20 protein-coding genes are annotated in these 19,949 nt (G+C 33.0%); 13 read left to right on the top strand and 7 right to left on the bottom strand.

The window, feature by feature from the left end:
- Positions 1 to 189 precede the first annotated feature (189 nt).
- Both CJ739_RS17690 and CJ739_RS17685 read right to left on the bottom strand, forming a co-directional pair.
- Complete coding sequence (locus CJ739_RS17690) at positions 190 to 663, bottom strand: septal ring lytic transglycosylase RlpA family protein (protein ID WP_117177727.1); 474 nt, start codon at positions 661 to 663, stop codon at positions 190 to 192.
- Between the two features lie 143 nt (positions 664 to 806).
- On the bottom strand, positions 807 to 1,181 hold the full coding sequence (locus tag CJ739_RS17685; RefSeq protein WP_117177725.1) for a hypothetical protein: 375 nt from the start codon (positions 1,179 to 1,181) through the stop codon (positions 807 to 809).
- A 429-nt stretch (positions 1,182 to 1,610) separates the two neighbouring features.
- Between CJ739_RS17685 and CJ739_RS17680 the strand changes: the two genes are divergently transcribed.
- Entirely contained in the window at positions 1,611 to 2,135 is a 525-nt protein-coding gene (locus tag CJ739_RS17680) for a DUF8685 domain-containing protein (protein WP_117179105.1), read from the top strand.
- On the opposite strand, the gene CJ739_RS17675 is transcribed toward CJ739_RS17680, so the two are convergent.
- The gene (locus CJ739_RS17675) at positions 2,132 to 2,854 is read right to left on the bottom strand and encodes a hypothetical protein (protein ID WP_117177723.1); all 723 of its coding nucleotides are present in this window, start codon (positions 2,852 to 2,854) and stop codon (positions 2,132 to 2,134) included. The two genes, CJ739_RS17680 and CJ739_RS17675, sit on opposite strands and share 4 nt — an antisense overlap.
- A 243-nt stretch (positions 2,855 to 3,097) precedes the next feature.
- On the bottom strand, positions 3,098 to 3,697 hold the full coding sequence (locus tag CJ739_RS17670) for an acyl carrier protein phosphodiesterase (RefSeq protein ID WP_117177721.1): 600 nt from the start codon (positions 3,695 to 3,697) through the stop codon (positions 3,098 to 3,100).
- 93 nt (positions 3,698 to 3,790) lie between these two features.
- Between CJ739_RS17670 and glmM the strand changes: the two genes are divergently transcribed.
- The 3 genes from glmM to CJ739_RS17655 all read left to right on the top strand — a co-directional run bounded on the left by glmM (position 3,791) and on the right by CJ739_RS17655 (position 6,406).
- Positions 3,791 to 5,182: a phosphoglucosamine mutase gene (gene glmM, locus CJ739_RS17665; RefSeq protein WP_117177719.1), complete on the top strand. Its 1,392-nt coding sequence runs from the start codon at positions 3,791 to 3,793 to the stop codon at positions 5,180 to 5,182.
- A 47-nt stretch (positions 5,183 to 5,229) separates the two neighbouring features.
- Positions 5,230 to 5,739 (top strand): DUF3124 domain-containing protein, encoded by a 510-nt coding sequence (locus CJ739_RS17660; RefSeq protein WP_117177717.1) that lies wholly within the window; start codon positions 5,230 to 5,232, stop codon positions 5,737 to 5,739.
- Between the two features lie 103 nt (positions 5,740 to 5,842).
- The gene (locus CJ739_RS17655; RefSeq protein ID WP_117177715.1) at positions 5,843 to 6,406 is read left to right on the top strand and encodes a DUF4256 domain-containing protein; all 564 of its coding nucleotides are present in this window, start codon (positions 5,843 to 5,845) and stop codon (positions 6,404 to 6,406) included.
- Between the two features lie 24 nt (positions 6,407 to 6,430).
- On the opposite strand, the gene CJ739_RS17650 is transcribed toward CJ739_RS17655, so the two are convergent.
- A complete protein-coding gene (locus tag CJ739_RS17650; protein WP_117177713.1) occupies positions 6,431 to 7,318 on the bottom strand; it encodes a lysophospholipid acyltransferase family protein in 888 nt (295 codons plus the stop codon).
- A 63-nt stretch (positions 7,319 to 7,381) separates the two neighbouring features.
- On the opposite strand from CJ739_RS17650, the gene CJ739_RS17645 reads away from it, so the two are divergent.
- Positions 7,382 to 8,032, top strand: a complete 651-nt coding sequence (locus CJ739_RS17645; protein WP_117177711.1) for a rhomboid family intramembrane serine protease — start codon at positions 7,382 to 7,384, stop codon at positions 8,030 to 8,032.
- Between the two features lie 75 nt (positions 8,033 to 8,107).
- On the opposite strand, the gene CJ739_RS17640 is transcribed toward CJ739_RS17645, so the two are convergent.
- Positions 8,108 to 9,043, bottom strand: a complete 936-nt coding sequence (locus CJ739_RS17640) for a hypothetical protein (RefSeq protein ID WP_117177709.1) — start codon at positions 9,041 to 9,043, stop codon at positions 8,108 to 8,110.
- 251 nt (positions 9,044 to 9,294) lie between these two features.
- Here CJ739_RS17640 and lon point away from each other — a divergent pair, with 251 nt between their 5' ends.
- From lon to CJ739_RS17600, 8 genes are all read left to right on the top strand, one after another.
- Positions 9,295 to 11,745 carry an endopeptidase La gene (gene lon / locus CJ739_RS17635; RefSeq protein WP_117177706.1) on the top strand — a complete coding sequence of 817 codons (2,451 nt, stop codon included), beginning with the start codon at positions 9,295 to 9,297 and terminating at the stop codon, positions 11,743 to 11,745.
- 182 nt (positions 11,746 to 11,927) lie between these two features.
- Positions 11,928 to 12,947 (top strand): type IX secretion system protein PorQ, encoded by a 1,020-nt coding sequence (gene porQ, locus CJ739_RS17630; protein ID WP_117177704.1) that lies wholly within the window; start codon positions 11,928 to 11,930, stop codon positions 12,945 to 12,947.
- Positions 12,948 to 13,075: 128 nt separating this feature from the next.
- Positions 13,076 to 13,768 carry a (d)CMP kinase gene (gene cmk / locus CJ739_RS17625; RefSeq protein WP_117177702.1) on the top strand — a complete coding sequence of 231 codons (693 nt, stop codon included), beginning with the start codon at positions 13,076 to 13,078 and terminating at the stop codon, positions 13,766 to 13,768.
- Positions 13,769 to 14,138: 370 nt separating this feature from the next.
- A complete protein-coding gene (gene rpsA, locus CJ739_RS17620) occupies positions 14,139 to 16,007 on the top strand; it encodes a 30S ribosomal protein S1 (RefSeq protein ID WP_117177700.1) in 1,869 nt (622 codons plus the stop codon).
- 374 nt (positions 16,008 to 16,381) lie between these two features.
- Entirely contained in the window at positions 16,382 to 16,921 is a 540-nt protein-coding gene (pyrR, locus tag CJ739_RS17615) for a bifunctional pyr operon transcriptional regulator/uracil phosphoribosyltransferase PyrR (protein ID WP_117177698.1), read from the top strand.
- 118 nt (positions 16,922 to 17,039) lie between these two features.
- Positions 17,040 to 17,969: an aspartate carbamoyltransferase catalytic subunit gene (locus CJ739_RS17610; protein WP_117177696.1), complete on the top strand. Its 930-nt coding sequence runs from the start codon at positions 17,040 to 17,042 to the stop codon at positions 17,967 to 17,969.
- 3 nt (positions 17,970 to 17,972) lie between these two features.
- Positions 17,973 to 18,305 carry a ribonuclease Z gene (locus CJ739_RS17605; protein WP_117177694.1) on the top strand — a complete coding sequence of 111 codons (333 nt, stop codon included), beginning with the start codon at positions 17,973 to 17,975 and terminating at the stop codon, positions 18,303 to 18,305.
- A gap of 85 nt (positions 18,306 to 18,390) precedes the next feature.
- On the top strand, positions 18,391 to 19,296 hold the full coding sequence (locus CJ739_RS17600; protein WP_117177692.1) for a ribonuclease Z: 906 nt from the start codon (positions 18,391 to 18,393) through the stop codon (positions 19,294 to 19,296).
- Here the strand turns inward: CJ739_RS17600 and CJ739_RS17595 are convergent.
- Positions 19,286 to 19,702 (bottom strand): hypothetical protein, encoded by a 417-nt coding sequence (locus CJ739_RS17595; RefSeq protein ID WP_117177690.1) that lies wholly within the window; start codon positions 19,700 to 19,702, stop codon positions 19,286 to 19,288. The genes CJ739_RS17600 and CJ739_RS17595 overlap by 11 nt on opposite strands.
- Between the last annotated feature and the right edge of the window lie 247 nt (positions 19,703 to 19,949).

Raw genomic sequence — 19,949 nt, 5'->3', positions numbered from 1 at the left:
TATAATGAAAAAAGAAGTGAAGTTTATTTAGAGTTTTGTTAAAAAATAAGGTTGTAAACTTGATTTTGAAGTGGGTTAAGTATAAGCTTAAGGGGTGATTTATACAATGTAACAGTCTTCGACAAGTTCAAACTGGCGAATGCTGGATGTTTATTTTAGGTTCTTAGAGACTGTTTAAGTTTTTGAAATTTATAGAGGTTCTTCCAGTATTTCAATATTAACAATTAAAAAGCCCCGGTGTTTGTATTTAGCAATTTCCATAAACGCTTTTTTTGATAGATCAATTTCTCTACCCTTTACAAATGGTCCTCTATCGTTAATGGTTACTATAACAGACGAGTCGTTTACGATATTTGTAACTTTAACTTTTGTACCAAATTTTAGGGTTTTATGAGCTGCAGTATATAAATCATTATTAAATTTATCGCCACTTGCAGTTTTCCTACCATTAAACTTATCGTGGTAATACGAGGCATGTACACTTTCTTTATACGGTATGTAGGTTGTTAAAGAAGAATCTAAATGAATGGTGTCGCTTAAAATAGAATCTTTATATTTATTATTTAAAATGACTGTTTTACAAGCTGCTTTTTTTGAAGTGGTAAAACTACTTATTAAAATCAGTAGTGCTATAAAACTTGTAATTTTGGTGGCTAAACTCATATAATAATCTATTCTGTTGCTTAATAACGAAACAATTTACCTTTAATTATACGTATAATATAATTGTTTGGTCTTTTTTGTATAATAGAAAAGGAGCTATCTAAAAAATAGTAGCTCCCATCAAAATGATCATTTAAGCAATATTAAGATTTTACTTTAGATATTTCACCCGATGAAAGTGACTGATCATAATTGGCTTCAACCTGTTTTAAAAATCCAAAAAATTTGCTGTTATCTTTACTTTCTAAAATAATGCGCTTACTGCCATCTTCATTGATAATAACTTCTTTAATAACAACGTGTTTTCCATATACACTTTTATAGTTGGCAATACCACCACGTTTTACAATAAAATTTAATCTAGGAAAGTCTATATGATTGTATGTGTTTCCTTTTGGTGAATTGATGATTAAAACATCTCCAACTTTTGGATCACTTTGTTGTAATTCTAAAGGTTGCTGGTTATTGGCGAAAGTTAAACCGAATACAAATAACAATAAAAAGGGAATTTTTTTCATAACTAAAATTTTAAAGGTCTATTAATGTTCCGCACGAAAATAGTAACTAGAAAAAAGAGGTGACGAATGCTTTTGGAAACATTTAACTTTTAGAAAATTTGAATTAAAAAACACCAACCTATGCTTTAAAGGGGGTGATTGGAAGCGTAGGTGGTAGTTGATTTTTTGAAGGTATTCTTTTTGACGCTAAAACTCTTTATGGAGGTGTTTTTTATGTTAATAGCCCTGTTTTAATATGGGGTAAATAAAACAGTTCATTTTTTTGACTTTAACAAAACTTTAAGATTTATATGTATTTGAATAGTCCTTAAAAATTTAAACGCGTTCAGTAATTAATTCTTAAGGATATTGGGTTTAATGTTTGTTAAGTTTTATTATAATTGCATAACAGATTTAATAATACGTATAAATAACAACAAAATTTGTTTTATGAAATTATTAGGAATAGGCTCAAGAATCAATCATTCTGAATACGGAAAAGGTGTAATAACCAACGTAACATCGCAGCATTATTGGGTTACGTTTATAGAAAATGGATTGGAAACCATTGATTTGGATAGTGAATTTGAAGTTATTGAAGCAGCTGATGGCGATGTGGATACCGTTAGCTTTTTTGATGTTGAAAGTAGCCTTGTAAATATTTTAAAAAAATGGAGTGATGCAAGCGAAATTGTACCTATAGCCGATAAATACAAAGGCGGTAAGCTTATTTTAGAACCGGGAGATACCAGTTTAAAGTCGTACGAATTACCAATTGACACCTTTTTTCATAAAATAACCATGGTGCGTGACCGCTTACGTGTTATGGAACAACGCATCAATGCCAGTGAATTAGACGAACAAGGAAAAATAGATTTGCAACAATATATTACCAGAATTTATGGCAGCTTAACCAGTTTTAATATTTTGTTTAAATCGAAAAGCCACCATTTTGTGGGGCAGAAGGGGAGTTAGTATTTAGTTCCTTTAATATGAGTAATTTCTAAACCAAATACACCAAATTTGTGAAAGTTTGGTAGTTGCGCACCACTTTCGGTGGTAACCCAATCGCTCCAGGTAGCTTTTAAACCATCAATTGGCAAAATATCAACCCACATTTGAAAACTTGTGGGTTTTCCATCATTATCTAAATGCCATAAATAGGAATCTCCAGGCGTAGTGCCACCAGATGTATAGGTTACTAAAAGTGCTTTTTTGTTGTTTTCTAAATTCACCAATCGACGTTCTGTCCCTTTGTCAAATACTTTGTAGGGTGCTACCAACCAAAACGAATCGTTGTTAAAGTATTTAGTGGCTTTTTCAATAAGCTGGTTAGATAACTTAGTATCCATTACTTTAAAACTGTGCACAAACGCTTTGTTTTGCGAAGCATCATTTAAATCGAGACTTACTTTATATTCTTTCCAGTAAACATCACAAGTATTTTTATTTTTTCTCCATTTATAGTAATGTTTTTTTTTAAAAGTCCACTCTATATAATTTGTGTTTTCAAAAGCTTCATAGTTTAAGGCTTCCAGCATTTTATAAGCTAGTTCATCGGCTTCTTTTCCTTTAATACCTTTGGGCAATTCTTCGTTATATTTAAAGTATAAAAAACCAAAAAGCAGTAAACTGGGTAGTGTTAAAAATACTAGAATACCAGTTGTTATTTTTGCTATTTTTTTTGATTTCATCTGTTTACATTTATTATTTTAGTTTGGTCAGATGGAACACCCTAAATAATCATCTTCATGTGTGAATGCCGTTTTCTTGTGCGTTTCATTTAAAAATACTTTAATGAATTTATGGCTAATTTATTAATTGCGAATATATTAATCAAAGAAAATGTTTTAAATCCGACAGCGGTATGGTCTATTCGATAACATGTAGTGCTTATTACACTTAATCTTTAAAATTAGAGTTCTATCGACTTCACTTTATTTTAAATTGATAGAATGCTCTTCAAGTTTTATTTTAGAATAGCGAATAAGTTCCTCAAAGAAAGTAGAAAATTCGGTTTCAAAATCAGAATAAAACAGCTCCAACTCGGTTACAGCTTCATTCATGCCAGAACGGTTTTTAGTGCGCCTGTTCATGCCTTCTAAAGCTTTTGAAATGCCATCAATAGACGCATAATTTACTAGCCAATTGTCGGTCATCATATAAGGCATCATTTTTTGAATTCTTAACGGCAATAATTCGTAGTGGGTCTCCAATAAATCATAAAAATGTTCAACATAACTATTTAAAGGCACATCGCAATAGTTGCTCCAGTTTTTAGCTAAAAAATGGTCATAAAGAATATCGACAATGATACCAGAATAATGCCCGTATTTTTCGTGTAAACGCTTCGTGCTTTGTCTAACAACCTCGTGTGCATCGGTAAACGCATCAATATTTCTATGAAGCAAAATGCCTATTTGGATCTCTTTAGGGTATTCTTTATATGATTTACCTTTGATGCCATCGGCAATAAAATTCCCTATGGTAACCAAATCGTTATCTCCAGAAAGGTAAATATGTGCTAAATAATTCATTTGTGAAATTTACGAATTACGAATTTAGAATTGCAGTTTTGAAATAGTATATTTGCTAATTAACTTGAAAAAACAAAACTTGAAAAAAATAATATGACACTTATAAAATCAATTTCAGGAATTAGAGGAACTATTGGCGGAAACGTTGGCGATAATTTAACACCAATAGATGCCGTAAAATTTGCAGCAGCTTACGGGGTTTGGTTAAAACAACAACGTGATAAAGATAATCACAAAGTAGTTGTTGGTAGAGATGCGCGCATTTCGGGAGCCATGATTCAAAATTTGGTAATGAATACGCTGGTTGGTTTAGGTATCGATGTGGTCGATTTAGGCTTGTCCACAACCCCAACAGTTGAAATGGCTGTACCTATGGAGCATGCTGATGGCGGCATTATTTTAACGGCAAGCCATAACCCAAAACAATGGAATGCCTTAAAATTGTTAAATGCAAAAGGGGAGTTTCTTGATGATGTCGAAGGCGCCAAAATTTTAGAAATAGCAGAAAGTGACACGATGCGTTTTGCAGACGTTGATAGTTTGGGTAAAATCACAAAAAACAAAGCTTATATCGATTTACACATTATTGAGGTTTTAGATTTACCACTGGTAACGGTGCCTGCCATTGAAGAAGCCCGATTTAAAGTCGTGGTAGATGGTGTGAATTCTACCGGAGGTATTGCTGTCCCATTACTTTTAGAACGTTTAGGTGTAGAGGTGGTTAAATTGTATTGTGAACCAAACGGACAGTTTCCGCACAATCCAGAACCATTAAAGGAACATTTAACCGATTTATCTGAAGCCGTAAGAAAACATCATGCTGATTTTGGCATTGTAGTCGATCCAGATGTAGATAGGTTAGCGTTTATGGACGAAAATGGTGAGATGTTTGGAGAAGAATACACTTTAGTTGCTTGTGCCGATTATGTGTTGAGCAAAACTCCTGGAAATACGGTAAGCAATATGAGTTCTACCAGGGCATTGCGCGATGTGACCGAAAAACATGGCGGTACTTATGAAGCTAGCGCCGTAGGTGAGGTGAATGTGGTAAAATTAATGAAGAAAAATAAGGTTGTTATTGGTGGTGAAGGTAATGGAGGTATTATATATCCAGAATCGCATTATGGTCGTGATGCTTTAGTTGGAATCGCATTATTTTTAAGTTTATTGGCTGAAAAAGGTATTTCGGTAAGTAAACTTAGAAATACCTATCCAAACTACTTTATGAGTAAAAAGAAAATAGAATTAACACCTGGTTTGGATGTTGATGGCATTTTAAAAACGATAGAAAACCGTTACCAAAACGAACAATTAACCACTATTGATGGGGTTAAAATAGATTTCCCTGAAAGTTGGGTACATTTGCGTAAAAGCAATACAGAGCCTATTATAAGAATTTACACGGAAGCTAAATCACAACAAGAAGCGGATACCTTAGCAGATAAGTTTATTGAAGAAATTGGTGCGATTGCAAAGTTGAAGTAATTTTAGAAAATAGAAAAAGTCAAGATGAGTTCAATAAATATAAACAGATGAAAAGGCTATTATTGGTATTTATTACAGTTATATTTATTCTGTCATGCAAAAACAAGAAGGTTGAACATTCTCCCCATCGTGAAAATTGGGGAAAAAGAACGGTTGACAAAATGCTGCTTGATTCTTTAATAAATGGGAAAACCTATTTATCTGTTTATTCGCAAATTTACAGTCAAACCGAACATCGCGTACATAATTTAACGGCAACAGTAAGTATTAGAAATATAAATACAAACGATACTATTTATATAGGTAAAGCAACGTATTATAATACTCATGGTGAAGCTATAAGAACTTATTTTGATAAGCCAATATATGTAGCACCTATGGAAACCGTAGAAATTGTCATTGATGAATTTGATGAAGAAGGTGGTACAGGCGCTAATTTTTTATTTAATTGGCACATAAAACCAAATTCAAACGCTCCTTATTTTGAGAGTGTGATGATTTCTACATCTGGTCAGCAGGGTATTTCATTTACAACTCAAGGGAAAAATATACATTAAGACACCTGAAATTATAAGTAAAATTCTTTGAACTCATCTTGATTTTTTTGTTTTTAACCATTTTCAGGAAATAGAAAAAGTCAAAAAGAGCTCTTTTATAGCAATGAAAATTAAAATGGAATTGTTACCTGAACAACAAGAGGAACTACTTAAAGTATTAAAGGCTAGGTTTGATAAAAACAGTAAACGACATAAAGACATTAAGTGGACAGATGTACAAACAAAGTTAGAAGCTAATTCGGAAAAACTATGGTCGCTTAATGAAATGGAAACAACTGGAGGCGAACCAGATGTTGTTGGTTATGATACAAGTGCAAATGAGTTCATATTTTACGATTGTTCTACAGAAAGCCCAGCGGGCAGAAGAAGTGTATGTTTTGATCCAGAAGCTTTAGAATCTCGAAAGCAACATAAACCCAAAGATAGTGCGATTGGTATGGCCGCTATGATGGGAGTTGAACTTTTAACGGAGTCACAATACAGAGAATTACAAAAACTAGGGGATTTTGACAAGAAAACCTCTAGTTGGATACAAACACCAGCTGAAATTAGAAAACTAGGAGGCGCTCTTTTTGCCGATTTTCGTTACAATAATGTATTTATTTATCACAATGGAGCAGAATCGTATTATGCAGCCAGAGGATTTCGTAGTTCGTTAAGAGTATAAAATTAAAAGATACTAAGTATAAAATTAAAAGATACTATTCGTTTTCTTCCTATGCTTCCAGCGTTTATGCGTCCAGAAATAGTATTCTGGTGCTTCATGAATTTGCTTTTCAACTTCACGCAGAAACATATCGGTTAATTCGTAATCTTTGTAAGCATTAGGTGTTTCGGTTAGTGTCTTAATCTCAGCTTCATAATGCCCCCGTTTTACTTTGCTTACTTTTAAATACGCAATGGTTAAATTTAGTTTTTTAGCTAATCGTTCAGCTCCTGTAAAACATGGGGTCTCTATACCCATAAACTCACCCCAATACACATCTTTTGAGAGTCGTGGCGATTGGTCACTTAAAAAACCAATAATGCTTTTAATGCCTTTGGTTTCATTTTCATTTATGACTTGAATGGTTTCTTTAGTGCTAATTAAGTCGGTATTGAATTTAGACCGAATGTCTCTAATCAACTTATCAAAATATCTATTTGCCAATTTTTTATAAACAGCCAATCCTTTAAAATTGATATAGTTTTGTAAAACAATAGACCATTCCCAACTGGCGTAATGTCCAAAAATCAAAATAATACTTTTGTTTAAATGTTCTAAACGTTGAAACTCCTCTGGATTAATAATGTGAAAACGCTTTTTCAATTCTTTTTCAGAAATGGTCATGGTTTTAGCCATTTCCAAAAACATATCACATAAATGTTTGTAGAATTTTTTTTGTATTTGCGTTAGTTCCTTTTCAGGTTTTTCAGGAAAAACAAGTTTTAAATTGTTGTAAACTACCTTTTTGCGATAACCAATGATATAATAAAGCAATATATATAAACCATCGGAAACCAAGTATAGCAATCTAAACGGAAGTATGGAAATTATCCATAGAAGTGGATAAATAAGAATATATGCTAAAAGTTGCATGAATTAATTTTAGATTTGTAGCAGCAAATATATGCTAATTTTGAACTTAAACCTTTACACTTTATGAGCAATTTGGATTTAGTGACTATCATTATCATAGCAGCAAATATTATTATATCTTATAAAGGCTTTGGGGATTATGCGTTCTTTGAAAGGTATAAATTTAATGTAGGTGGCGTGCAAAGAGGCGAAAAAATACGCATGTTCAGTAGTGGATTTTTACATATAGATACCCAGCATTTATTGTTTAACATGCTAACATTATACTTTTTCGCAGGTACAGTCATTGATTATGTTGCCCCCATTGGTTTTATCATTATATATATTGTAAGTCTTGTTGCAGGAAGTTTGCTGTCATTATATTTTCATAAAAACGAGTACCACTACAGTGCCGTTGGTGCAAGTGGTGCTGTAACAGGTATTTTATACGCCGCTATATTATTACAACCCGGTATGAAGCTTATATTTTTTTTCATACCAATTCCCATTCCTGCATATTTATTTGGTATCGGGTATTTGCTGTATTCTATTTACGGGATGAAAACCCGAATAGGCAACATTGGTCATGACGCCCATTTTGGTGGTGCTATAGGTGGTTTTGTGACAGCACTTATTTTAGCGCCTTATTTATTCCAAACCAATTTGCTTATGATTGGGTTGTTGGCAATCCCTATTGTATTGTTGTTTGTTTTGAAGAAAATGGGGAAGATGTAGAGGATTTTATAAAAAACAGAAAAGAGCTGCTTCATAAATTAAAAACAGCTCTTTTGCTTAACGTTTAATAAGAATTTAAAACTTCAAATATGGATTTGGTGTTTGATATGAAATAGATTCAGGATAGAGTAATATAAAGCTATTACCAATACCTTCTTCGTATGTGTAAGTTATTTTATCTGTGTCAGTTTCAAAAAAATAGTCATCATACAAATGACTTTCGGAAGTTTTATTCCCAAAATCTATATAAGATTCTTCGATAAGATAACCATCAGAATCATATAAATAGCTAAATTCACTAGCCTTTTCCCAGTCATTTAAATTATTATCACTTATACTTAATATAGATTTTGATATTAAATTATTAGAATACTGATGCTCTACCTTTTCGTCTTGGTACTCTATAATTTCATATATCCAGCCTGTTAATAAATCCCCTGTATAATTAAAATTAGTTGAAGTATATTCTGTGTAAGTGGTGTCAAAATAGTTGTTGTGTTCCTCATTAATTGTTACAACTTTGCCATTTTCGTTAATACAGTTCGATTTATAATTATAAAGTTCAGTCGAGCTTGAACCTTCGTAAAAAGTATAAGTGCTTATTTTATCATTAGTAAATGTTATATCCTTATAACCTGACGAATTATCATTTTCATAAAATTCAGAAATTGATATAATGTTGCCATTGTTAGTAGCATATAAATTATATGACCCTGAGTCACTCCCTATATAGTTTCCTGTAATTGAATTTCCATTATATGCTAATTGATATGTGCTTACTTCAACCCAATTACCATTTTCTTTTTTGTATTCAACAACGCTAACTAATTTATCGTCTGAATAATTATAAATCATTTTAGCAATTTCAATATTGTTGCTATATCCAATTGCTTCTTTTACCCTTTTAGATGTTGTGGAGATTTCTTCTTCATCAGGATTATTGGTAGGTTCTGTGCTGCAAGAAAAAAAGGCAATAAAAATTCCAAATAGTAAAATGTGTTTTAAATTCATATATTTATATAATAAGTTAATAAGTGCAAACTTAATGTTTTAATATGAAAAAACTTATAGAAGTTATGGGTTTATTATAAATTAAGAATTTTGGATGATTACATTTTATGGCACAACTATTGAAAATATAATACTAATAAAAGTTCTATTGTCATTATAACTTTCTGATAATTAATACTTTTATGTTTTTATATTAATTAACATTATAAATAGATTGGTTTGTTTTAATGACAGATTGACTTAAATATTATATGAAAAAATCTAATTTTATATCACTAGACAGTTTGTCATTACAGGATTTTGATGAGAATTCAGAATTAATCCCGTTAATGACACCTGAAGATGAAGCAGAAATAAATAATGAAAAACTACCTGAAACACTACCAATTCTGTCTTTGCGGAATACAGTATTATTTCCGGGTGTGGTTATTCCTATTACAGCGGGTCGCGATAAATCCATTCGCCTAATAAACGATGCCAATAAAGGTAATAAAGTGATTGGCGTGGTGGCACAAAAAGACGAATCGGTCGAAAACCCTACGGCAAAAGAAATTCACGAAATTGGTACTGTTGCTAAAATTTTACGTGTTTTAAAAATGCCCGATGGTAATGTTACTGTTATCATTCAAGGAAAAAAACGTTTTAAAGTCGCCGAGGTTCTTACGGAAGACCCGTATATGAACGCAACTGTTAGGGAAATTCCAGAAGCAAGACCTGCTAAAAAGAATAAGGAGTTTTTGGCTATTATTGAGTCGATTAAAGATTTGGCACTTAACATCATTAAGGAAAGTCCAAACATTCCAAGCGAAGCATCTTTTGCCATTAAAAATATTGAAAGCGATTCATTTTTAATCAATTTTGTGTCGTCAAACATGAATCTAACAGTTGCCGAAAAACAAGCACTTTTAGAAATTGATGACCTAAAAAAACGTGCGCTTGCAACACTTAGGTTTATGAGTGTTGAGTTTCAGAAATTGGAACTTAAAAACGATATCCAATCTAAAGTGCAGATGGATATGAGTCAGCAACAACGTGAATATTTCCTGCATCAACAAATGAAAACCATTCAAGAGGAGTTGGGTGGTGTCAATCATGAAGAAGAGATTGATGAAATGCGTCTGCGTGCCGATGAAAAAATTTGGGACGAAAAAGTAGAAAAGCATTTTGAAAAAGAACTTGCCAAAATGCAACGCATGAATCCGCAAGTGGCTGAATATTCCATACAACGTAATTATCTAGAATTGTTTTTAGATTTACCTTGGAACGAGTATAGTAAAGATAAATTCGATTTAAAGCGTGCTATGAGGATTCTAGACCGCGACCATTTTGGTTTAGAAGATGTAAAACGTCGTATTATTGAATATCTAGCGGTTTTAAAATTACGTAATGATATGAAATCGCCTATTTTATGTTTGTACGGGCCTCCAGGTGTTGGTAAAACATCTTTAGGAAAATCGATAGCCGAAGCTTTAGGTAGAGAATATGTGCGTATTTCGTTAGGCGGTTTACGTGATGAAGCCGAAATACGCGGACATAGAAAAACCTATATTGGAGCGATGCCTGGGCGTATTATTCAAAGTTTAAAAAAAGCTGGCACGTCAAATCCTGTATTTGTTTTAGATGAAATTGATAAGCTTTCAAATTCGAATCAAGGTGATCCGTCATCTGCCATGTTGGAAGTATTGGATCCAGAACAAAACAGCGAATTCTACGATAACTTTTTAGAAATGGGTTACGACCTTTCTAAAGTCATGTTTATTGCAACTTCAAATAGCTTGTCAACCATTCAGCCAGCATTGAGGGACCGTATGGAAATCATTAATGTAACAGGCTATACTATTGAAGAAAAGGTAGAAATTGGCAAACGTCATTTACTTCCAAAACAACTAAAAGAACATGGTTTAACCGATGCGCATCTTAAAATAGGGAAAGCCCAACTTGAAAAAATTGTAGAGGGCTATACACGTGAATCTGGCGTTCGTGGATTGGAAAAGCAAATCGCAAAAATGGTCCGTCATGCAGCCAAAAATATTGCGATGGAAGAGGATTACAACATAAAAGTAACCGACGAAGATGTTATTGAGGTATTAGGCAGTCCAAAATTAGAACGAGATAAATATGAAAATAATAACGTTGCTGGTGTTGTTACCGGGTTGGCTTGGACAAGCGTTGGTGGTGATATCTTATTTATAGAGTCTATTTTGTCAAAAGGAAAAGGCACATTAAGCATTACGGGTAATTTAGGTACAGTAATGAAAGAATCTGCAACCATAGCTATGGAATATATTAAATCGAATGCCGATGAATTTGGAATTGATTCGGAGGTTTTCGAAAAGTACAATGTGCATATTCATGTTCCAGAAGGTGCCACCCCTAAAGATGGTCCAAGTGCTGGTGTTACCATGCTAACCTCATTAGTGTCTTTATTCACCCAAAGAAAAGTAAAGAAAAGTTTAGCCATGACAGGTGAAATTACACTTCGTGGAAAAGTACTTCCTGTTGGTGGGATAAAAGAAAAAATTCTAGCTGCAAAACGCGCAAGAATTAAAGAAATTTTACTTTGTGAAGAAAACCGTCGCGATATTGAAGAAATAAAGCCAGATTACCTAAAAGGATTAACGTTTCATTATATAACCGATATGAGCGATGTTATTAAAATAGCACTTACAAATCAAAAGGTTGTTAACGCAAAAACGTTATAGAAGCTAAGATATATCATGCCCGTTCGAGTGCAGTCAAGAATTATTTATTTATAGAATTTAAAAAACATCTCGATTGCGCTCGATAGGACTTAACAAATCTGTCCTGTCTCTTTTTACTTCATTTAAAATAAAAGATACATGCTGCCGTTTTAAGATAGATTTGCTTACTTTGTATCGTAAATATGCTAAAAAAAATTATCACGCCTTTTTGTTTGCTTTTTAGTGTCTTAGCCTATGCTCAGGTTGGGGGGGAATCTACCTACCAATTTCTGAATTTGGTGTCGTCACCACGTCAAGCAGCTTTAGGAGGAAAAGTGCTTACCATTGTAGATTACGATGTAACGCAAGGACTTTATAATCCAGCAACTATAAATGTTGATATGGATAATCAATTGGCATTAAACTACACCAGTTATTTAGGAGGTATTGGTTATGGTACGGCATCTTATGCTTATACGGTTGACAGACGCACGCGAACATTTCACGCAGGAATTACTTATATTAACTACGGAAGTTTTGATGGTTATGATGAAGAAGGAAATTCAACAGGTACGTTTACTGGAAACGAAACGGCCTTGTCTTTTGGTTATGCCACGCAATTAGGGTATTCCGATTTTTATTTAGGGGCGAATGCAAAACTTATTACATCTAAACTGGAACAATACAGCTCTTTTGGAGCAGCGGTAGATTTTGGGTTGTTATACATCAATGAAGCTATAGATTTTCATGCAGCCTTAGCCGTTAGAAATTTCGGAACTCAAATCACAACATATGCGGGCCTTAAAGAAAAACTGCCTTTTGAGGTCGATTTTGGGATGTCGCAAAGTTTAGAAAACGTACCCATTCGTTGGCATATTACTTTGGAAAATTTACAAGAATGGCCTATAGCAAGACCAAACCCCGCAAGAAGTACCAGTGATTTAAGCGGTAACCAAACCGATGAGAAAATCGGGTTTTTGGGACAGGTAATGCGGCACAGCATTTTTGGAGTAGAAGTTTTTCCTGAAAGGGGATTCAATATTCGTTTAGGCTATAACTTCCGAAGAGCCGAAGAATTACGAATTTTAGAACAGCGAAATTTTTCAGGATTATCGGCAGGTTTTTCAATAAAAATGAATAAAATGCGCTTTAGTTATACACATGCCAAATATACAAGTGCTGCTAATGCGAACTTTTTTGGGCTACAGATAGATTTACAATAAAAAGTATTTAAAGTGTACTAAAGTTTAAAGTGCGCTAAAGTTAAAAGTGTGCTAAAGTTAAAAGTACTTCAAGTTTTTAGTTTTCACTTAAGGCATTTTAAGTACTTTAGACGCTTCAAACTTTCAAAATGAAAAAAATAACCATAGCCATAGATGGATTTTCATCAACAGGAAAAAGTACGGTTGCAAAACGGATTGCAAAACATTTGGGATATGTATATGTAGATTCTGGAGCGATGTATAGAGCAGTTACCTATTATGCTATGCAGCATGGTTTTATAGATAGTAATCATTTCAATATTGAAGGTTTAGTGGCTAATTTAAAAGCTATTACAATTAGTTTTAAGTTTAACAATACGCTTGGTTTTGCCGAAGTATATTTAAATGGTGTTAATATTGAAAATGATATCCGCACTTTAGAAGTCTCAAGTTTTGTTAGTAAAGTTGCCGAAATATCCGAAGTACGCCAGAAACTTGTAGAACAACAACAGCAATTGGGAAAAGATGGTGGCGTCGTTATGGACGGTCGCGATATCGGTACCGTTGTATTTCCCGATGCCGAACTTAAATTATTTTTAACGGCAAGTGCTAAAAATAGGGCAAAAAGACGTTTTGATGAACTCATTAAAAGAGGTGATAGGGTCTTGTATGACGAGGTGTTAAAAAATGTTGAAGAGCGTGATTATATAGATTCACACAGAAAAGATTCTCCGTTGGTTAAAGCTGAAGATGCTATAGAAATCGATAATTCCAATATGTCGAAAGAAGAACAATTCCATATTGTTTTAGAATTAGTAGATAAAAGGATTAATAGTATTTAGAAGAATTTAGTTAGGTCTCGACTGCGCTCGACCTGATATTAGTGCTTGTGTTTATTATAATCAAATAGGCATAAACAACGGTTAGGATTAGAATATCTTTTATAAATATAAAACATATCGGATTTTGAATTTTAGAAATATAATTACATTGTATATAAAAATTACTTTCTAGATTATGTTAATTCATTCAAATTGTGTATTTTTGCACTCCTTTTAGCAAATCATAAGGAAGATAGAAGGAACTAAGAAACAAAAAAATAATAACACTTCTGTGTGTTTATTGCTTATATCTTCCAAAATATACAGAATACAAAACTAGTGTAGTGGCGTTTTTACTAAGTAAAAATAAAATTGCATAATTATCTTTTAAATGGCTGAAAAAGCAAATCAAGTTGATGTTGAAGCAACTAACGCTCCAATAGTAGAGACTCCAAATGTAGAAGCTCCAGTAGTATCTGAAGCTAAAGCAAACCCTGAAAAATTCTTAAAAGACTTTAACTGGCACAATTACCAAGAAGGTATTGATGAAGTTGATGAAAAGCAATTACAAGAATTTGAAAAATTAGTAGCAGAGAATTTCGTTGACACACTTAACGATGAAGTTGTTGAAGGTACAGTAGTACACATTTCTGATAGAGATGCTATTATTGATATCAATGCAAAATCTGAAGGTGTTATCTCTTTAAACGAATTCCGTTACAATCCTAACTTAGCAGTTGGTGACAAAGTAGAAGTATTAATTGATGTACGTGAAGATGCAACAGGGCAATTAGTATTATCTCACAGAAAAGCTCGTGTAATTAAAGCATGGGACCGAGTTATTAAAGCTAACGAAACTGGTGAAATCGTTAATGGTTTTGTTAAATGTAGAACTAAAGGTGGTATGATTGTGGATGTATTCGGTATCGAAGCATTCTTACCAGGTTCTCAAATTGACGTGAAACCAATTAGGGATTACGATCAGTACGTAAATAAAACTATGGAATTCAAAGTTGTTAAAATCAACCACGAATTTAAAAACGTAGTAGTATCTCATAAAGCGCTTATTGAAGCTGATATTGAAGTACAGAAAAAAGAAATTATTGGTCAATTAGAAAAAGGTCAAGTATTAGAAGGTATTGTTAAAAACATTACTTCTTACGGTGTATTCATCGATCTTGGTGGTGTAGATGGTCTAATCCACATTACCGATTTATCTTGGTCTAGAATCAACCATCCTAACGAGATTGTTGAATTAGATCAAAAACTTAACGTGGTTATCCTTGATTTTGATGAAAACAAATCAAGAATCCAATTAGGTTTAAAACAATTAAGCAAACACCCATGGGAAGCTCTTGCAGATACTGTAGCTGTTGGTGATAAAGTAAAAGGTAAAGTAGTTGTTATTGCAGATTACGGTGCGTTTATTGAAGTTGCTGATGGTGTTGAAGGATTAATTCACGTTTCTGAAATGTCATGGTCTACACACTTACGTTCTGCTCAAGATTTCGTTTCTGTAGGCGACGAAGTGGAAGCAGTTATCTTAACTTTAGATAGAGAAGATCGTAAAATGTCCTTAGGTATCAAACAATTAACGTCTGATCCTTGGACTGACATTACTTCTAAATATCCATTAGGTTCTAAACACACAGGAATCGTTCGTAACTTTACAAACTTTGGCGTTTTTGTTGAATTAGAAGAAGGTATTGATGGGTTAATTTACATCTCAGATTTATCTTGGACTAAGAAAATCAAACACCCATCTGAGTTTTGTACAGCTGGTGATAAATTAGAAGTTATCGTATTGGAATTGGATGTTGAAGGACGTAAATTATCTTTAGGTCACAAACAAACAACTGTAAATCCTTGGGATGCTTACGAAACTGACTTTGCTTTAGAAACTGTTCACACAGGTGAAATATCTGAGATAGTTGATAAAGGAGCTACTGTAGAATTTAACGAAGATATCGTAGCATTTATTCCAACACGTCACCTTGAAAAAGAAGATGGAAGCAAACTTAAAAAAGGCGATTCTGCCGAATTTAAGATTATTGAGTTCAATAAAGAGTTTAAACGCGTAGTTGCATCACATACTGCTATTTTTAAAGCAGAAGAAATTGCAAACGTAAAAGCTGCTGCTAAGAAAATAGAAGCACAAGCTGCTGAAGCAAAACCAACTTTAGGTGATGCCAACGAAGCTTTACAAGCTCTTAAAGATAAAATGGACGGTAAACCAGCAAAAAGTAAAGCAAAAAAATAATTTTGCAATCCTTTTAAGTTGGGAATCTCTTTACAAACTAAAGCCTTCAAGAAATTGAAGGCTTTTTTTATGGAAATGATAATGAGATTTGACGTGCTTTTGGAATAATTGGCTATTTAGCGATTAATAAATAATCTCTGGGGCAAGTCTAGAGGAATGGTAATGAACAAAATAGAAATAAAAAATATTCATTTAAATATCAATTTGTTATCATTTTGCCTATGTTCTATTTTCTTTTAGCGAAGCGGTCTTGAGTCTTGAATGTTTTTTCAGCAAAGCGGTCTTGAATCTTTAATCGGACACTAATGATTATTTATATTTCAATTTCTAATATTTTACATTACATTTGTATTCCGAATACGTTTGGATAATCTATGAGTCAAAAAGTTTTACTTAACGCGAAAGAGGTAAACATCATTCTTCACCGATTGGCTTGCCAACTTATTGAAAAACATAACGACTTCTCAAATACCGTTTTAATTGGTTTGCAGCCTCGTGGTGTGTTTCTAGCCAATAGAATAGCTAAAATATTGCGAGAGGATTACAAAGTTAAAAACATTCAATTAGGTCATTTAGATATTACATTTTTTAGAGATGATTTTAGAAGAGGGGAAAAGCCTTTAGAAGCAAACACAACGCAGATTAATTTTTTAGTTGAAGATAAAAATGTTGTTTTTATAGACGATGTATTATATACAGGTAGAAGTATCCGAGCTGCTTTAACAGCAATCCAATCGTTTGGAAGACCTAATGAAATTGAGCTTTTAACGCTTATTGATAGGCGTTTTAGCAGACATTTACCCATACAACCCAATTACCGAGGGCGTCAAGTAGATGTTATAAATAACGAAAAGGTAAAAGTAAACTGGAAGGAACATGATCATGAAGATTCCGTTTACTTAATAGAGAAATAAAGACAATTAACAATTGGTAATTGTCAATTAACAATTAAAAATGAATAACCAAAGTTTAAGTTTTAGATACGCATACGAGTAACTTTTAACTTTTAACTTTTAACTTTTAACTTTGACAATGAGCGAATTAAGTGTCAATCACTTATTAGGAATCAAATATCTAAACAAACAAGATATTCAACTTATTTTTGAAACTGCCGATCATTTTAAAGAAGTGATAAACAGACCCATTAAAAAGGTGCCTTCGCTAAGAGATATTACCATAGCAAATCTGTTTTTCGAAAATTCAACCAGAACCAAATTGTCTTTTGAACTGGCCGAAAAACGTTTATCAGCCGATGTGCTTAATTTTTCATCATCACAATCCTCAGTAAAAAAAGGAGAAACTTTAATAGACACCGTAAATAACATTCTGTCTATGAAAGTAGACATGGTGGTAATGAGGCACCCTAACCCTGGTGCTGGTGTATTTTTGTCAAAGCATGTCAAAGCAAGTATTATTAACGCAGGTGATGGTGCGCATGAGCACCCAACACAGGCTTTATTGGATTCTTATTCCATACGGGAAAAATTAGGGGAAGTAGGAGGAAAAAAAGTCGTTATTGTTGGAGATATTCTACATAGCAGGGTAGCACTTTCAAACATATTTGCATTGCAACTTCAAGGGGCAGAGGTTATGGTTTGTGGCCCTAAAACACTACTTCCAAAATACATAAACACACTTGGAGTAAAGGTTGAAACAAATTTACTCAAAGCATTGAATTGGTGTGATGTAGCAAATATGTTACGTGTGCAAAACGAACGTATGGATATTAATTATTTTCCATCAACAAGAGAATATACACAACAATTTGGAGTTAATAAAGAGTTACTTGACTCTTTAGACAAGGAAATAACCATTATGCATCCCGGGCCCATCAATAGAGGTGTTGAGATAACCAGTGATGTTGCCGATTCTAAACAATCTATTATTTTGGATCAAGTTCAAAACGGGGTTGCTATTAGAATGGCAGTTATTTATTTATTAGCATCAAAAATAAAACAGTAAATCATGATTATAGATCAAGACGGAACCATTTCAATTATCACTCAGGAAAAAGCAACTATTGTTGAGTTAGTTAAGAAAATACAAGCTTTATATCCTAAATTCAAGAATAATAACATCATTGTCGCTTTATCTTATTTGAATAAGTTAGGTTTGCAGGATATTGTTGAATTTCTAGAGCTATCCAATACACACAGAGCCACAAAACATTCTTTTATAATTGTTACGGATAAAATAGATTTAGATATAGTTCCAGACGAAATAGTTGTTGTACCGACCATTCAAGAAGCTTACGATATTATTGAAATGGAAGAAATGGAACGTGATTTGGAGTTTTAAAAAATGTTTATTAGGTTATGTGTTTATAGTTTATTTGATTAGAACATAAACTCATAAACCTATAAACCTACAAACTAATAATTAAATGAAACTTACCATATTAGGTTGTTATAGTGCCACACCAAGAGCTTTAACAAATACCACCTCACAAGTGTTGGAAATAAACAATCATATGTTTTTAATAGATTGTGGTGAAGGTACGCAGGTAGAGTTACGCAAGCATAAAATTAAATTCAACCGTATCAAGCATATCTTTATTTCACATTTACATGGAGACCATTTTTTTGGATTAGTAGGCTTAATTTCTACATTTAGACTGCTTACACGCGAAGCCGATTTGCATATTTATGGTCCTAAAGGCATCAAAGAAGTGGTGACGCTTCAAATGAAATTAGCCGATTCTTGGACAAATTACAGTCTTATTTTTCATGAATTGACTTCAGAGAATTCAGAATTGATTTTTGAAGATGAAGAAGTTGAAGTGCATACCATTCCTTTAAATCACCGTATTTATACCAATGGGTATCTTTTCAAAGAAAAAGAAGGCAACCGTAAATTAGATATGGGCTTGGTTGAAGACGCTAATATTAATATCGCTTACTACAGAAAGTTAGCACAAGGTTTTGATGTTGTAAATGATGATGGTGAACTTATTAAAAACGAAACGGTTACTAAACCTGGTTTAAAACCCAAAAGTTATGCTTTTTGTAGCGACACAATGTATAAAGAAGACATTGTGCCTATAATTAAAAATGCAGATGTATTGTACCATGAATCTACTTTTTTAGAAATGCATGCACATTTAGCACCAAAAACAAAGCATTCTACAGCAAGAGAAGCAGCGAGCATAGCTAAACAAGCCAATGTAGGTACCTTGTTGCTAGGTCATTATTCTACGCGTTACGACGGCCTAAATTCATTTAAGGAAGAAGCACAACAAGTTTTTGAAAATGTAGAATTATGTGAAGACGGAAAAACGTTTAATTTTTAATTTCTTCGGAACTTAAAACCCAATGAATAGCTTCCTCTAAAGATTCGCAAAGCTTCACGTTGTTTTTTAAAAACATCTTTTCTAAGGTAGCACTCATAAAACCAGCATTATTGTACCAAATAATAGCTGTTGATTCAATAAAATCGTACTCTTTACTAAATGTTACCCAAACAAATGGGTCTATAGAATACGAATTCACTTTATTGGATATAAATCCAATCTTTTTTGAAGTCCCATATTGCTCAATAATCATATGGGCGATTTTTTGAATAGTCAACCAATCCACATGAATTTCTTGGTTTAATTCAGCCACTACAAAATCTTCACAAATAAAAAACCTTCCGAAAGGAAGCTGTATTTTTTTATGAACAAACTCTATTATATTTTTAGACTCTTCAAACTTCATTGAGTAGTAATATACAACTTTTTTTAAATAAATTGTTTACTTAAAGTTAAGTTTTATATAAAATAAAGTACAAAGCCGTGAGCTTTCTTGTTAAAAAAACTTTGGTTTAGACGTGTTTAACCTAAATAATTCCCCGAAGGCTCAGCCTCGGGGTGTCCAATTCACCTTTGGAGGAGAGGTCAGAACTGCCTTTTCGGGCAGTTCTGGGTGAGGTAAAATACAAAATTTCGGTTTTTGGCCCTGAGGT

Source organism: Mariniflexile sp. TRM1-10 (assembly GCF_003425985.1).
Lineage (GTDB): Bacteria > Bacteroidota > Bacteroidia > Flavobacteriales > Flavobacteriaceae > Mariniflexile.
The sequence above is the reverse complement of the archived record's forward strand: the minus strand, read 5'-3'. Positions and strand labels throughout refer to the sequence as shown.